The 14,077-nt window shown below is 40.9% G+C and carries 13 protein-coding genes and 1 riboswitch; of the genes, 12 read left to right on the top strand and 1 reads right to left on the bottom strand.

The window, feature by feature from the left end; all coding sequences use genetic code 11:
• Positions 1-110: 110 nt before the first annotated feature.
• Complete coding sequence (gene msrA, locus ACFSBH_RS04900) at positions 111-638, bottom strand: peptide-methionine (S)-S-oxide reductase MsrA (protein ID WP_251511732.1); 528 nt, start codon at positions 636-638, stop codon at positions 111-113.
• An 87-nt stretch (positions 639-725) separates the two neighbouring features.
• Between msrA and ACFSBH_RS04905 the strand changes: the two genes are divergently transcribed.
• The 12 genes from ACFSBH_RS04905 to ACFSBH_RS04960 all read left to right on the top strand — a co-directional run bounded on the left by ACFSBH_RS04905 (position 726) and on the right by ACFSBH_RS04960 (position 14,072).
• Positions 726-1,442: an MOSC domain-containing protein gene (locus tag ACFSBH_RS04905; RefSeq protein ID WP_251511736.1), complete on the top strand. Its 717-nt coding sequence runs from the start codon at positions 726-728 to the stop codon at positions 1,440-1,442.
• A 30-nt stretch (positions 1,443-1,472) separates the two neighbouring features.
• Positions 1,473-1,763 (top strand): DUF3219 family protein, encoded by a 291-nt coding sequence (locus ACFSBH_RS04910; RefSeq protein WP_251511738.1) that lies wholly within the window; start codon positions 1,473-1,475, stop codon positions 1,761-1,763.
• Positions 1,764-1,834: 71 nt separating this feature from the next.
• Positions 1,835-2,437 carry a DUF2179 domain-containing protein gene (locus ACFSBH_RS04915; protein ID WP_251511742.1) on the top strand — a complete coding sequence of 201 codons (603 nt, stop codon included), beginning with the start codon at positions 1,835-1,837 and terminating at the stop codon, positions 2,435-2,437.
• A gap of 145 nt (positions 2,438-2,582) precedes the next feature.
• A riboswitch (purine riboswitch) is annotated at positions 2,583-2,686 on the top strand.
• A gap of 116 nt (positions 2,687-2,802) precedes the next feature.
• Positions 2,803-3,294 (top strand): 5-(carboxyamino)imidazole ribonucleotide mutase, encoded by a 492-nt coding sequence (purE, locus tag ACFSBH_RS04920; RefSeq protein WP_251511745.1) that lies wholly within the window; start codon positions 2,803-2,805, stop codon positions 3,292-3,294.
• Positions 3,281-4,408, top strand: a complete 1,128-nt coding sequence (gene purK, locus ACFSBH_RS04925; RefSeq protein WP_251511748.1) for a 5-(carboxyamino)imidazole ribonucleotide synthase — start codon at positions 3,281-3,283, stop codon at positions 4,406-4,408. The genes purE and purK overlap by 14 nt, the downstream gene beginning before the upstream one ends.
• A gap of 30 nt (positions 4,409-4,438) precedes the next feature.
• Positions 4,439-6,661 carry a phosphoribosylformylglycinamidine synthase subunit PurL gene (gene purL, locus ACFSBH_RS04930; protein WP_251511751.1) on the top strand — a complete coding sequence of 741 codons (2,223 nt, stop codon included), beginning with the start codon at positions 4,439-4,441 and terminating at the stop codon, positions 6,659-6,661.
• A gap of 14 nt (positions 6,662-6,675) precedes the next feature.
• On the top strand, positions 6,676-8,043 hold the full coding sequence (gene purF / locus ACFSBH_RS04935; protein WP_251511754.1) for an amidophosphoribosyltransferase: 1,368 nt from the start codon (positions 6,676-6,678) through the stop codon (positions 8,041-8,043).
• 24 nt (positions 8,044-8,067) lie between these two features.
• Complete coding sequence (purM, locus tag ACFSBH_RS04940) at positions 8,068-9,084, top strand: phosphoribosylformylglycinamidine cyclo-ligase (RefSeq protein WP_251511757.1); 1,017 nt, start codon at positions 8,068-8,070, stop codon at positions 9,082-9,084.
• Positions 9,084-9,647, top strand: coding sequence for a phosphoribosylglycinamide formyltransferase (gene purN, locus ACFSBH_RS04945; protein ID WP_379596364.1), 564 nt, complete (start codon positions 9,084-9,086; stop codon positions 9,645-9,647). Before purM ends, purN begins: the two co-directional genes overlap by 1 nt.
• A gap of 12 nt (positions 9,648-9,659) precedes the next feature.
• Complete coding sequence (gene purH, locus ACFSBH_RS04950) at positions 9,660-11,189, top strand: bifunctional phosphoribosylaminoimidazolecarboxamide formyltransferase/IMP cyclohydrolase (protein ID WP_251511763.1); 1,530 nt, start codon at positions 9,660-9,662, stop codon at positions 11,187-11,189.
• 20 nt (positions 11,190-11,209) lie between these two features.
• Entirely contained in the window at positions 11,210-12,454 is a 1,245-nt protein-coding gene (purD, locus tag ACFSBH_RS04955) for a phosphoribosylamine--glycine ligase (RefSeq protein ID WP_251511767.1), read from the top strand.
• 559 nt (positions 12,455-13,013) lie between these two features.
• Complete coding sequence (locus ACFSBH_RS04960) at positions 13,014-14,072, top strand: DUF3048 domain-containing protein (RefSeq protein ID WP_251511770.1); 1,059 nt, start codon at positions 13,014-13,016, stop codon at positions 14,070-14,072.
• Positions 14,073-14,077: the final 5 nt, after the last annotated feature.

Below are 14,077 nucleotides of genomic sequence, written 5' to 3' on the forward strand. Positions count from 1 at the left end.
ACCGATAATGATAAATTTGACTCAAAAAAGGATCCTAGCAAAGTTTTGATTGCTTGGATCCTTTTTAATTACTGTTTTCGGCTAGTTATGTCCCAGCCTCTTTTTATCTCTTACTCAGCTTTCCAATGCTTTTCAATAAACTCATCTCTGCCAGACTTCGCTCGGTCCTCTTGATAGTACTCTGATTCTTTTTTATAAAAATCTTGATGGTACTCTTCTGCGGGATAAAAGACAGTAGCAGGAAGGATTTCAGTAACAATCGGTTTGGTGAACTTACCACTTGCGGCAAGTTCTGCTTTGGAGGCTTCCGCTTTTTCCTTTTGTTCCTGTGTTGTATAGAAAATTGCAGCCCGATATTGACTTCCACGATCTTGGAATTGACCATCAGGATCAGTCGGGTCCACTTGTTGCCAATAAACATCGAGAATGGTTTCGTAACTAATAATTTCAGGATCATAAATGATTTCAACCGCTTCATAATGCCCTGTTTCGCCAGTTTTTACTTGCTCGTACGTCGGATTTTCAACATGACCGCCGGTATAGCCTGAGATTACTTGATGCACTCCATCCCACGTATCGAAAGGTTGTACCATACACCAGAAACATCCACCTGCAAATATTGCTTTCTCTGTCGCCATAATTTCCCCTCCATATGTATCTGTTTCATTCTTTAAATAATTAAAGTAGAATAAGAACTATAATATCATGGAGAAGCAGGTGAAACAATGGAAGAGCACGAGCCTCATCTACATAAACTATTTATCGGGAAGGTAAAACAAGCTGGAAAAGAGAATGCGAAACATCCACTAGAAAGAAAGTGGGAAAGTGGGATGTTTAAAAATGAAGCCACTGGAGAAGTGTGGCTTAGTGAGACAGGTCTTGTCGGCGATGAAGTGGCTGATAAGAAAAACCATGGCGGGCCGGAAAAGGCGATTTTTTGTTATCCAATTAAACATTACACGTTTTGGCAAGAAAAGTATGAACGGGAAGATATCACGATGGGCGGTATGGGTGAGAACTTTGTTGTTCTGGAGATGGATGAGTTTAGTGTATGTATCGGGGATACATACGAGGTGGGAGACGCGGTCATCCAAGTTTCACAGCCAAGGCAACCATGCTGGAAACCAGCGAGACGTTTTGACATTCTAGATCTTGCTTTACAAATTCAAAACACCGGAAGGACAGGCTGGTATTTCCGTGTGTTAAAGGAAGGTTATGTGAAAGCGGATAGTCCAATCCATTTAATTGAACGGCCGTATCCACAGTGGTCTATCCAAGCTGCTAATGAGGTGATGCATTTTCATAAAGACGATTTACTTATGGCAGATGAATTGGCCTCTTGTGAATTGCTAGCTGAAAGTTGGGTAAGACGGTTGAAAAAACGCTTGCGTGGCCAGGAGTCAGCGATTGATGATCGTGTTTTTGGTCCGAACAAAGAATAACTGGGTCATTCCATAACAAGGAGTGGGGTAATGATGGAAATCCATATTAATGATTTGATAATAGATGATGTGAGTAATTTTCGAGAACAAGTACTAGATAGTGAAAATGGTGGGCGAAGATTGATTCAGTTTGATTTTAAAGTTCACAGTGATGATTACCATCGTATTACAACGGAGTTATATAAAAATGAATTTTTAGTTAGAGTACCTGAATACAATTTGGAATTTAATGCAGTCATCCAGAATTATTACACTTCAATTACTGATTTATATGTAGAAGATGCGATTGGTGAATTCTCTTTGGCATTAGTGGAAAAGTAACATCAGATCCATTGATTATCGTTGTTTCATTCCATATATAGAAGGGGAATCATGAAACAGGAGGGATTATTTTGCTCGAAAATGCTTTTATCATGATAGCAATTATATTTGCGATTAACGTAATTTACGTTTCTATGTTCACGGTAAGGATGATCCTTACATTAAAGGGAAGGCGTTATATCGCTGCTCTTGTCAGTACGATTGAAGTGGTCATTTATGTCGTCGGTCTCGGACTCGTACTTGATAATCTAAATGAAATACAAAATTTAATCGCCTATGCACTCGGGTATGGACTTGGGGTCATTGTAGGTTCCATTATTGAAGAAAAGCTTGCGCTCGGTTATATCGTTGTCAATGTCACTTCTTCCAACCCAGACATAAAGTTCACCCAACAAATTCGGGAGAAAGGATTTGGTGTAACAAGCTGGTTTTCTTATGGGATGGATGGAGATCGTTTATCCATGCAAATCCTTACCCCGAGAAAGTATGAACTTTCCTTGTACGAATTGATTCAAGAAATTGATCCAAAAGCATTTATTATCTCTTATGAGCCGAAACAAATTCATGGTGGATTCTGGGTTAAACAAGTACGGAAGAGTAAAATCCGGAAACATCATGAAGAACTGATTGAAGAACAGGCTATGGAAGAGAAAAGAGAGAGTGAATCCCAATAAGTATTGAACGATGAACGATGGATTTGACTACCGTTGTGTCTTAGTAAATCTAGTAAACTACCTAAAATCCGAACGATTACAAGAATTATTATTGTATCGTTCGATTTTTTATTGATTTTTTATCTCTGTTTTGATATGCTTAACCCAGAAAATTAAATTAGTTCCTCATATATTTCATGGAGAATATGGCTCCGAAGTTTCTACCCTAAGACCGTAAATTTTAGGACTATGAGGGAAGATGCATCAGATTATTTTACTTGTGAAATATCTTGATGAATGTTGTCTATCCTAAGTCTATCATCTTCTCTCAAAGCCATGAGAAAGGTATAGACTTTTTTAAACTTAACAGAAATGAGGGATTTTTAATGTCTCAAGTTGGGGTTATTATGGGAAGCATTTCCGATTGGGAAACCATGGAGCATGCATGTAAAGTACTTGAAGAGTTGAATGTTTCTTATGAAAAAGAAGTGATATCGGCCCACCGGACACCGGATGACATGTTTGATTATGCAAAGAATGCCCGTAATCGTGGTCTCAAGGTGATCATCGCCGGTGCAGGAGGAGCTGCACATTTACCTGGAATGGTTGCTTCTCAAACGAACCTCCCTGTAATTGGTGTTCCAGTGCAAAGTAAAGCATTGAATGGCTTGGATTCATTATTATCGATCGTCCAGATGCCAGGTGGAGTACCTACCGCAACTGTTGCAATTGGGAAAGCCGGGGCAACGAATGCAGGAATTTTGGCTGCACAAATAATTGGAACATTTGATGAAGAAATAGCTGATAATTTGGAGAAATACCGTAAAAATATGAAAGAAAAAGTCGCAGAAATGAGGGAAGACCTTGCAAACAAATAATGTGATTTTACCACCAAAAACAATTGGAATTATCGGCGGCGGTCAATTAGGAAGAATGATGGCTATCGCAGCAAGATATATGGGTTATAAAATCGCAGTTCTTGATCCAACTCCCGACTGTCCTACCGCTCAAGTGGCAGATGTACAAATTACTGCTGATTATGATGATATGAATGCCATTAAAGAACTGACTAAAATCAGTGACGTTGTAACGTATGAATTTGAGAATGTCGATCTTGATGCAGCAACGTATATTGAAGCTCAAGGGAAACTTCCTCAAGGAGCTTTTGCTTTGGAAGTTACCCAAAATCGAGAAAAAGAAAAATCAACGATAAGAGATTTGGGGCTTCCAGTACCGAACTTTTCCATCGTGAAAAATGGGGAAGAAGCAGAGATTGCACTGCAGGATGTGAGACTTCCAGCGGTTATTAAAACTTGTCGCGGTGGGTATGATGGGAAAGGGCAACTGAAAATAGAAACAGACGCGGATAAGGCAGATGCGGTTAAATTTGCCGAGGAGCAAGGCCATTGCATTATTGAAGAATGGATTACCTTCGACAAAGAAATTTCAGTCGTATTCTCCCGTTCGTTACAAGGAGATATCGCCTTCTTCCCGATTTCTGAGAACGAACATCGTGATCATATCTTATACAAAACGACAGTACCTGCAAATGTGAGTGAAGCTGTACAGGAAAAAGCTTATCAAGCAGCTCGTCTTCTCGGGGAGAAAATGAAGATTGTCGGAACTTTTGCCATTGAAATGTTTGTTCGTGGTGATGAGATTTATTTAAATGAAATGGCGCCACGCCCTCATAATTCAGGGCATTATAGTATTGAAGCTTGTAACGTTTCACAATTTGATCAACATGTCCTTGCAATTTGTGGTCTGCCTTTAAAACCAATTGAACTTTTACAGCCTGCAATTATGGTGAATATTTTAGGTGAAGATATAGATGATTTACTAGATTATGTGAAAACAAATCCTTATGGACATAGCCACCTGTATGGAAAGGCTGCCGCGAAAGTGAAAAGAAAAATGGGTCATATTACGTTTGTCGGCAAAGATATGGAAGACGTATTAAGCCAAGTTGAGCAATATGAAAAATCTAAATAATAAAATTTCCAAACACGGAGGGAAAAGCGAATGAGCATGAACCCAATCAATCCAGAGCAAATTGAAACTGAAAAAATTTATCAAGAAATGGGTTTAACGGATGAAGAATTTAAGCTTATTAAAGAAAAGATGAATCGTCTTCCGAACTATATTGAGACTGGAATATTCTCAGCTATGTGGTCGGAACATTGCAGTTACAAAACATCTAAGCCTCTGCTACGAAAATTCCCAACCGAAGGATCTCATGTTCTTCAAGGTCCTGGTGAAGGTGCTGGAGTTGTCGATATCGGTGACAATCAAGCGGTCGTATTTAAAATCGAAAGCCATAACAGCCCTTCCTATGTAGAACCATTTGAAGGTTCTGCTACAGGGATAGGCGGAATCTTACGTGATGTCTTTTCCATGGGTGCAAAGCCAATTGCTGCACTTAACTCTTTACGCTTTGGCAACCTAGATACAGATCGGACAAAATGGTTGTTTTCCGAAGCAGTTCGTGGAATCGCAAGCTATGGTAATACAATTGAAGTTCCAACGGTTGGTGGGGAAGTCCAGTTTGATAAGACTTATGAGGAGAACCCACTTGTAAACGCAATGGTTGTTGGACTTGTCAATCACGAAGATGTACAAAAAGGTGTGGCTGAAGGCACTGGAAATACCGTCATTTATGCTGGTGGTAAAACAGGCAGAGACGGTATTGGCGGTGCAGCTTTTTCCTCTGATGTTGTAGAAGCGGAAGAAGATAATAAATCCGCTGTTGCAATTGGTGACCCTCATATGGGTAAAAAGCTAGTCGCTGCATGTCTTGAAGTCATCCACTCGGATGCATTAGTCGGTATTCAAGATATGGGTGCAGCTGGTCTTACTTCTTCTGCCAGTGAAATGGCAAGTAAAGCCGGAACGGGAATGGAGCTAGTTCTTGACCATGTTCCGCAACGAGAAGAAAACATGAACGCCTATGAAATGATGCTTTCCGAATCACAAGAAAGAATGCTCCTCGTCGTGAAAAAAGGCAGGGAACAGGAAATTCTTGATATTTTCGAAAAACACGATGTAGAAGCTGTCGCTATCGGTGAGGTCATTGAAGAAAAAGTATTCCGCATTAAGCATCAAGGTGAAGTTCAAGCAGAAATTCCAGTGGATGCTTTGACTGACGATGCTCCGGTTTACGAATTACCTGCAGAAGAGGCTAAGTATTATCAAGAGTTTCAGGCAAAAGAAAAATCTGTGCCAGCTGTGGAGAATCATCAGGAAATGCTTCGTACGTTACTGCAGCAGCCGACAATTGCAAGTAAAGAATGGGCGTACAAGCAATACGATTCGGAAGCTCAAGGAAATACCTTAGTCGGACCGGGAAGTGACGCTGCAGTTGTGAAAATTGAAGGAACGGATAAAGCTATTGCAATCACTACAGACTGTAACTCCCGTTATCTATACTTAGATCCAAAAGTTGGCGGTAAGATTGCAGTTGCAGAAGCGAGCCGTAACTTGATTTGTACAGGAGCGAAACCACTTGCGATTACGGATGGCCTAAATTACGGTAATCCGACAAATCCTGAAACTTTCTGGCAAATGGAACAGAGTATTGATGGAATCCGTGAAGCTTGCCTGAAATTAGAAACTCCAGTAATCAGTGGTAATGTTTCGCTTTACAATGAGTCGGAGGGGCAAGCGATTATGCCAACACCAATCATCGGTATGGTTGGATTGCTTGAGTCGACAGATTATGTAACTGCCAATACGTTCCAAAACGAAGGTGACCTCGTCTATCTTGTAGGTGAAACAAAACCTGAATTTGGTGGAAGTGAATTACAAAATGTTCTCGAAGGTTCCTACTCTGGAAAAGCACCGGAAATCAACCTGGAGACAGAAACAACACGCCAACAACAAATCCTGGAAGCAATCCGAGCAGGTGTGGTTGAATCTGCCCATGACCTAGCGGAAGGCGGATTCGCTGTTGCCCTTTCTGAATCTACTTTTAACGATAAAGGCTTAGGTGTTGCGGTAGAGCTGGAAGGCGATCCGACAACGGTACTATTCAGTGAAACGCAATCCCGTTTCCTCCTATCTGTTAAAGAAGAAAACAAAGCAAAATTTGAAGAAATCGTTCAAGATGCAACTCATATCGGTACCGTTACTGCTGATAGAAAAATCAACGTACAAATCAACGGAGAATCTGTCATTGAAGATGAAATCGAACAACTCAATAAGCTATGGAAGGAAGCAATTCCACAGCTTTTGAAATCTAAAGCTTAAAAGAGGAATGTCTTATGTTTGGAATATGGGGACATACGCATGCTGCCGAGCTTTCCTATTATGGACTCCACGCTCAGCAGCATCGTGGACAAGAAGGTGCGGGCGTTGTAGTAAGTGATGGAGAAGAACTGAAACTTCATAAAGGTCTAGGTCTTGTAAATGATGTTTTCAAGCACGCTGGTTTTAAAGAATTAAAAGGAACTGCAGCGATCGCACATGTAAGATATTCGAAGCATGGCGATAAGCGACGGGCAGTAGACAGTGTCGAGCCGCTCGTCTTCCGGACAAGAAAAACCAGCCTCGCCATCAGCCATAGCGGAAATATCGTCAATGGAGAAAAGCTGCGGGATGTGTTAGAAGATAACGGCAGTATTTTACAGACCTCCACCGATTCAGAGCTACTTGCCCATTTGATAAAACGTTGTAAGGAAAATACAAACGAGGACGCGATTATTCAAGCTCTTCAGCAACTTGAAGGTGCATTTACCTTCTTGATTTTAGATAAAGAGAATATGTATGCTGCAGCAGATCCGCACGGTATTCGTCCTCTATCCATTGGAAAACTTGGTGATGCTTATGTTGTAGCATCTGAAACAAGTGCTTTTGATCTCATCGGGGCGACTTTTGAACGTGAAGTTCTGCCAGGTGAATTGATTGTAATCAATGATCAAGGATTGAAATCCGTCCGGTTTGCCATGAGGGAGCAACGTCGACTTTGCGCAATGGAATACGTCTATTTCTCCAGACCAGACAGTGATATGAATCAAGTGAATGTTCATGCTTCGAGGAAGCGTATGGGTATCGAGCTTGCAAAAGAAGCTCCCGTAGAAGCTGATGTGGTGACGGGTGTTCCAGATTCAAGTATATCAGCAGCCATCGGCTATGCAGAACAATCCGGTCTGCCTTATGAAATGGGGATTATTAAAAATCGTTACATCGGACGTACATTTATTCAGCCTTCCCAAGAGCTGCGGGAACAAGGTGTGAAGATGAAACTTTCCCCTGTACGTGGGATTGTAGAAGGAAAACGCGTTGTAATGATTGACGATTCTATCGTAAGAGGAACGACCTCCCGGCATATTGTACGGCTATTGAAGGAAGCAGGAGCGAAAGAAGTCCATGTCCGGATTGCCTCTCCTGCCATTCAAGACCCATGTTATTACGGGATTGATATGTCAACAAAGGAAGAATTGATTGCTGCGAATCATTCACCAGAAGAAATACGTGAACTGATCGAGGCAGACAGTATTGCATATTTATCAGTGGAAGGCATGAAGCAGGCAATCGTCCAAGAACGATCGATTCATCAAGGAATTTGCCATGCTTGTATGACGGGAGAATATCCAGTACCTATATTGGATAATAGAGAAGACCCCTCCTAAAAAAGTATAAGAGGATGTGTAACCATGTCAGATGTATATAAAAAAGCAGGTGTCGATGTCGAAGCCGGCTACGAAGCCGTTGAACGGATGAAAAAGCATATTAATAAAACAACCCGTCCGGAGGTTTTAGGTGGTATCGGTTCTTTTGCAGGGTTGTTTGATTTATCAAGTTTCTCCTACAAAGAACCAGTTATGGTTTCGGGAACAGATGGTGTCGGTACGAAATTAAAACTCGCTTTCCAAATGGACAAGCATGATACGGTTGGCATCGATCTTGTCGCAATGTGTGCGAATGATATTGTCGCTCAAGGAGCTCAACCGCTATTCTTCCTCGATTATATTGCTTGCGGGAAAAATGAGCCTGCAAAAATTGAACAGATTGTAGCAGGAGTTGCAAATGGTTGTGTGGATGCTGGTGCTGCTTTAATTGGTGGGGAAACTGCAGAAATGCCGGGAATGTACAGCGACGATGAATATGACCTTGCAGGATTTGTTGTCGGTATCGCGGAAAAATCGAAACTCATTACTGGACAGACGATAGAGGAAGGTAATGTGTTGATCGGTCTTCCATCCAGCGGAGTCCATTCAAATGGCTACTCTCTTGTACGTAAAGTTGTGGAAGACTTGGATTATGCAGAACAATATGAAGGACTTTCAAAGCCCTTAGGAGAAGTTCTCTTAACACCAACGAAAATCTATGCGAAGCAAGTAGCGAAAGTATTAGAAAAAGTTGATGTTAAAGGAATTTCCCACGTAACGGGTGGAGGATTTTATGAAAACCTTCCGAGAATGCTTCCTGAAGGACTCGGCGTTGAAGTGCAAAAAGGAAGCTGGAATATCCCAGAAATCTTTACCTTCTTACAAACGAAAGGCGACATTCCTGAAGATGAAATGTACGGTGTATTTAATATGGGGGTTGGAATGGTGCTTGTAGTGAAAGAAGAAGATGCTGAGGATACCATCTCTATTTTGAAGGAAGCGGGAGAGGAAGCTTCCATCATCGGTAAAGTTACAAATTCTGAAGGAGTGCAGTTTTCCTAATGGCTAAGGTGAAGGCAGCGGTTTTTGCATCTGGCACAGGTTCTAATTTTCAAGCGATTATCGACGATACGAACTTGCCTTGTGATATTTCGCTTTTAATATGTGACAAGCCGAATGCAGCAGTAATTGATAAAGCGAAAGAAGCAAAAATTGAAACCTTTGTTTTTTCTGCAAAGGATTATGAGAATAAAGCAGCATATGAACAAGAAATAGTGGATATTTTAAAAGATAAAGAGATTGAATGGATTTTTCTTGCAGGATATATGCGTTTAGTAGGTGAAACATTACTTGGCGCATTTCAAGGCAAAATCCTAAATATCCACCCTTCCCTGCTTCCGGCGTTCCCAGGTATGGATTCAATCGGACAGGCTTACGAAGCAGGAGTGAAAGTAACAGGAGTCACGGTTCATTATGTGGATGAAGGAATGGATACAGGTCCTATCATCTCGCAAGAAGCAGTGTCGGTTTTTGAAGACGATACGAAAGAAACATTACAACAACGAATTCAAGAAGTGGAGCATCGTTTATATCCACAAGTCATTAAAGAGCTTATAAAGAAGTGAGGGATTTTCAAGGTGAAAAGAGCGTTAATAAGTGTCTCCAATAAAAATAATATTACAGATTTTGCTAAAGGTTTAAGTGAGTTAGGGATTGAAGTCATTTCTACTGGAGGTACATTAAAATCCCTTCAAGAATCAGGTGTAGATGCGGTAGCTATCGATGAAGTGACGGGGTTCCCTGAAATTATGGACGGTCGTGTAAAAACACTTCATCCAAAAGTGCATGGTGGCTTGCTAGGTAAGCGTTCAAACCCAGACCATATGAAACAGATGGAAGAGAACGACATTCAACCGATTGATATCGTAGTCGTCAACTTATATCCGTTCAAGGAAACGTTACAGAAAGCCGGCGTTTCTAAAGAGGAAATCATTGAAAATATTGACATTGGTGGACCGACGATGCTTCGTTCGGCAGCGAAGAACTTTGAAGATGTTCTTGTTATTGTTGATCCGGAAGATTACCCTAGAGTACTAGAAGCACTAAAAGAAGACAATGTTTCTCTGGAATTACGTCAGCAATTGGCAGCAAAAGTATTCCGTCACACAGCAAATTATGATGCGATGATTGCAGGTTACTTTGCTGGTGAAACAGGAGAAGAGTTCCCTGAAACTTACACCGTTACATATGAAAAAGTTCAAGATTTACGTTATGGAGAGAACCCGCACCAAGCGGCAGCCTTCTATCGTGCTCCACTTTCAACTGGTTTAAGTTTAGCTAGGGCGAAACAACTTCATGGAAAAGAGCTCTCTTATAACAATATTCAAGACGCAAATGCTGCACTTGAAATTGTTGAAGAATATAGTGAGCCAGCAGCAGTTGCAGTGAAGCATATGAATCCATGCGGAATTGGTGTAGCTGACAGTTTATCGCAAGCATTCCAATCTGCTTATGATGCCGATCCAGTTTCGATTTTCGGTGGGATTATTGCATTGAATCGTGAAGTAGACGCAGCTACAGCTGAGATTTTGAGTGGTATTTTCTTGGAGATTGTCGTAGCACCTGGCTTTACAAACGAAGCACTAGAAATCCTAACACAGAAGAAAAACATTCGTCTGCTTGAAGTTGATATGACTCAGACGAAAGAGGTAACTCATAAACTTACAAGCGTTAGTGGTGGAGTGCTTATTCAACATCAAGACGCTGGACGAGTGACAGCAGATGACATAAAAGTAGTGACAAAACGTCAGCCTACCGAAAAAGAAATTGCTGATTTATTATTTGCATGGAAAGCAGTAAAACATGTGAAATCGAATGCGATTGTGCTTGCAAAAGATAATCAGACAATCGGTATCGGTGCAGGACAAATGAACCGTGTCGGCTCCGCAAAAATTGCAATTGAACAAGCTGGAGAAAAAGCCCAAGGTTCTGTTCTTGCATCGGATGCATTTTTCCCGATGCCTGATACAGTGGAAAATGCGATTAAAGCAGGAGTAACAGCAATTATCCAACCAGGTGGCTCGAATCGTGACCAAGATTCCATCGATGTCTGTGATGAGCATGGCATCGCAATGGTTTATACAAATATGCGTCATTTCAAACATTAATCGACAAAGGGAGAATAGCGATGAACGTTTTAGTAGTTGGCCGTGGTGGTCGTGAACATAGCATCGTAACAAAGCTTGGAGAAAGTAAACAAGTGTCAAAAATATTCGCAGCACCTGGAAATGCAGGAATTGCGAAATCTGCTGAGTGCGTTGCCATTGATGAAATGGATATTGATGGACTTGTCGCTTTTGCAAAAGAGCAAGAAATTGATTTGACAGTTGTCGGTCCTGAGAATCCTTTGAATGCAGGAATCGCTGATCGTTTTCAAGAAGCAGGATTGAAAATCTTCGCACCGAGTGAGAAAGCTGCCTTGTTGGAGGGAAGCAAAAGCTATGCGAAAGAATTTATGCAGAAGTATGATGTTCCCACTGCAGCTTATGCCGTTTTTTCCGATCCTGAAGAAGCTAAAGCCTATATTCGAAAACAAGGTGCTCCAATCGTTGTTAAGGCGGATGGACTCGCAGCCGGTAAAGGTGTTATTGTCGCTTTAACAGAAGAGGAGGCGCTTGATGCAGTAGATGATATGCTCGTCTCTAAAGCTTTCGCAGAAGCAGGTGCCACTGTTGTTATTGAAGAATTTTTAGATGGTAAGGAATTCTCTTTGATGGCTTTTGTTCATGAGGATAAAGTATTCCCAATGGTTACAGCTCGTGATCATAAACGTGCATTTGATAATGATGAAGGCCCAAACACTGGCGGCATGGGTGCATTTGCTCCAGCAGATGATGTTACCCAAGCTGACTTGGATTTTGCGATGGAGAATATTTTGTTGCGAACCGCAAATGGAATGATAAAAGAAGGTCGTCCATTCACAGGAATTCTTTATGCGGGACTCATTATGACTGCGCAAGGTCCGAAAGTGATTGAGTTCAATACAAGGTTTGGTGACCCAGAAACGCAGGTCGTGCTGCCTTTGTTAAAAAATGATTTATATCAAGTGTTTCATGATGTACTCGACGGTAATGACCCAGAATTAGTATGGGAGGATGCCGCTTCACTTGGTGTTGTCATCGCTTCTCAAGGATATCCTGGTTCTTATAAGAAAGGGGTACAGCTGCCAGAATTACCAGAAGGATCTAATCCACTCACCGTTCATGCAGGGACAAAACTAGAGAATGGTGAACTCGTTTCTGACGGGGGACGTGTACTTCTCGTTGGTGCTGTGGCAGCAACAAGAGAAGAAGCAGCAGGAAAAGTTTACGATGCTTTGAAAATATTTGATGATACGAACGACTTCTTCTATCGTAAAGATATTGGTAAATAATTGAGATGATGAAACCATCTAATTTGGCTGATTACAGCCAAATTAGTTGGTTTCTTTTTCGTTTAACAGGGCGAGGCATGAGGATTTTTCTTGCGTTACTTCTTTCGGTGACAATTCTCCTAGTGAGAGGGTAAATGAGTTATTCTCACGTTCCCTTTATCGATGAAAAATCAGTTGAGATTCTCACGTACCCTTTATTGGATAAAAACCGGTTGAGAGGGCATGTGAGCCATTCTCATGTACTCTTTATCGATGAAAAGCCAGTTAAGAGGGCATGTAAGACTCTCTTACGTTTCCTCTATCGATTAAAATCCAATTAAGATGGCATATAAGCTACCATTAATACAATAAACTCACAGAACACAATGCTAACTTATAAAAATATCCTAATTATATACTTTTAGCTTTACAGCATTAAAGTGATAAAGTAGTATATTATACAGAGCGATCTTGATGAATTTGCTCGATAAATTATTCAAAAATAGGATGTGCAGCATTTTACCCAAAGCGTATAATGAAAGTAAATAAGAAAATACGCTAATAGAAAGATGTGGGGATTATGAAAAAAATACTTGGTGGCTTATTATTTTTAGCTATACTGTTAGTGGCTTGTTCGAAAGATGAAGATCAAACTACAGACCATGAGGAAAAAGATATAGGAAAAGAACCAAAAGAAGAGATAGAAGTGGAAGTTGAAGGAGAAAACCGTTATCCTTTAACAGGGTTATATACAAATGATTCTGTTGATAATCGTATAATCGGAGTCATGGTTAATAACCATAGTGAAGCACGTCCGCAATCAGGATTATCCAAGGCAGATATTGTCTTTGAAATATTGGCAGAAGGAAAGATCACCCGATTTCTTGCTCTATTCCAAAGTGAAATTCCTGATGTGATTGGTCCAGTACGTAGTGCGAGGGAATATTATTTTGACTTAGCAGACCGATACAATGCGCTGTATGTCTATCACGGTGCCGCAGACTTTGTCGACCAAATGATCATTAATCAAGGGATTTCTTTCTTAAACGGATCAACCTATGACAATGATGGGAAATTATTTAAACGGGAATCATTCCGAAAAGCGCCGCATAATTCTTATGTACTGACTGATGCGGTATATGGCGTAGCCGAAGGAAAAGGGTATGAAACAACTGTGGATTATGAACCCCTTCCATTCTTGGAAGAGGAAGAAATAGAAGGTATTGCAGGCGAACCGGCACAGCATGTAGAGATAGTATACAGTGAAAACCCGATGGAAATTGTGGAATTTTCTTTTGATGAAGCAAACGGTTCGTATAAAAGATATAACGACCGTGAGCAGACCGTGGAGATGGATACAGGAACGCCAATTGAGGTAAAGAATGTTTTTATTATAGAAGCCTTTCATCAAGTAATCGATGACCAAGGAAGAAGAGCAATTGACCTTGACTCTGGAGGAAACGCTTATTTGCTTCAAGATGGAAAAGTGCAGCAACTTCAATGGGAAAATGAAGGTGGTAGACTTATTCCAGTCAAGGATGGGAAGAAAATTGGGTTTGTGCCAGGTAAAACTTGGATAAATGTGGTTCCGACAAATCCGAGTATAGAGGAAAGTGTCACGATATCCAATCCGGAATAAGTATG

The sequence above is a fragment of the Oceanobacillus luteolus genome (genome assembly GCF_042678205.1).
In the GTDB taxonomy this organism is placed as follows: Bacteria; Bacillota; Bacilli; order Bacillales; family Amphibacillaceae; genus Oceanobacillus; species Oceanobacillus luteolus.

Bases quoted from the DNA above. Each gene is read 5' to 3' on its own strand.
- purL (WP_251511751.1), top strand. From the start codon at position 4,439: ATGAGCATGAACCCAATCAATCCAGAGCAAATTGAAACTGAAAAAATT.
- purE (WP_251511745.1), top strand. From the start codon at position 2,803: ATGTCTCAAGTTGGGGTTATTATGGGAAGCATTTCCGATTGGGAAACC.
- msrA (WP_251511732.1), bottom strand. From the start codon at position 638: ATGGCGACAGAGAAAGCAATATTTGCAGGTGGATGTTTCTGGTGTATG.
- purM (WP_251511757.1), top strand. From the start codon at position 8,068: ATGTCAGATGTATATAAAAAAGCAGGTGTCGATGTCGAAGCCGGCTAC.
- ACFSBH_RS04910 (WP_251511738.1), top strand. From the start codon at position 1,473: ATGATGGAAATCCATATTAATGATTTGATAATAGATGATGTGAGTAAT.
- purF (WP_251511754.1), top strand. From the start codon at position 6,676: ATGTTTGGAATATGGGGACATACGCATGCTGCCGAGCTTTCCTATTAT.
- purN (WP_379596364.1), top strand. From the start codon at position 9,084: ATGGCTAAGGTGAAGGCAGCGGTTTTTGCATCTGGCACAGGTTCTAAT.
- ACFSBH_RS04960 (WP_251511770.1), top strand. From the start codon at position 13,014: ATGAAAAAAATACTTGGTGGCTTATTATTTTTAGCTATACTGTTAGTG.
- ACFSBH_RS04905 (WP_251511736.1), top strand. From the start codon at position 726: ATGGAAGAGCACGAGCCTCATCTACATAAACTATTTATCGGGAAGGTA.
- purD (WP_251511767.1), top strand. From the start codon at position 11,210: ATGAACGTTTTAGTAGTTGGCCGTGGTGGTCGTGAACATAGCATCGTA.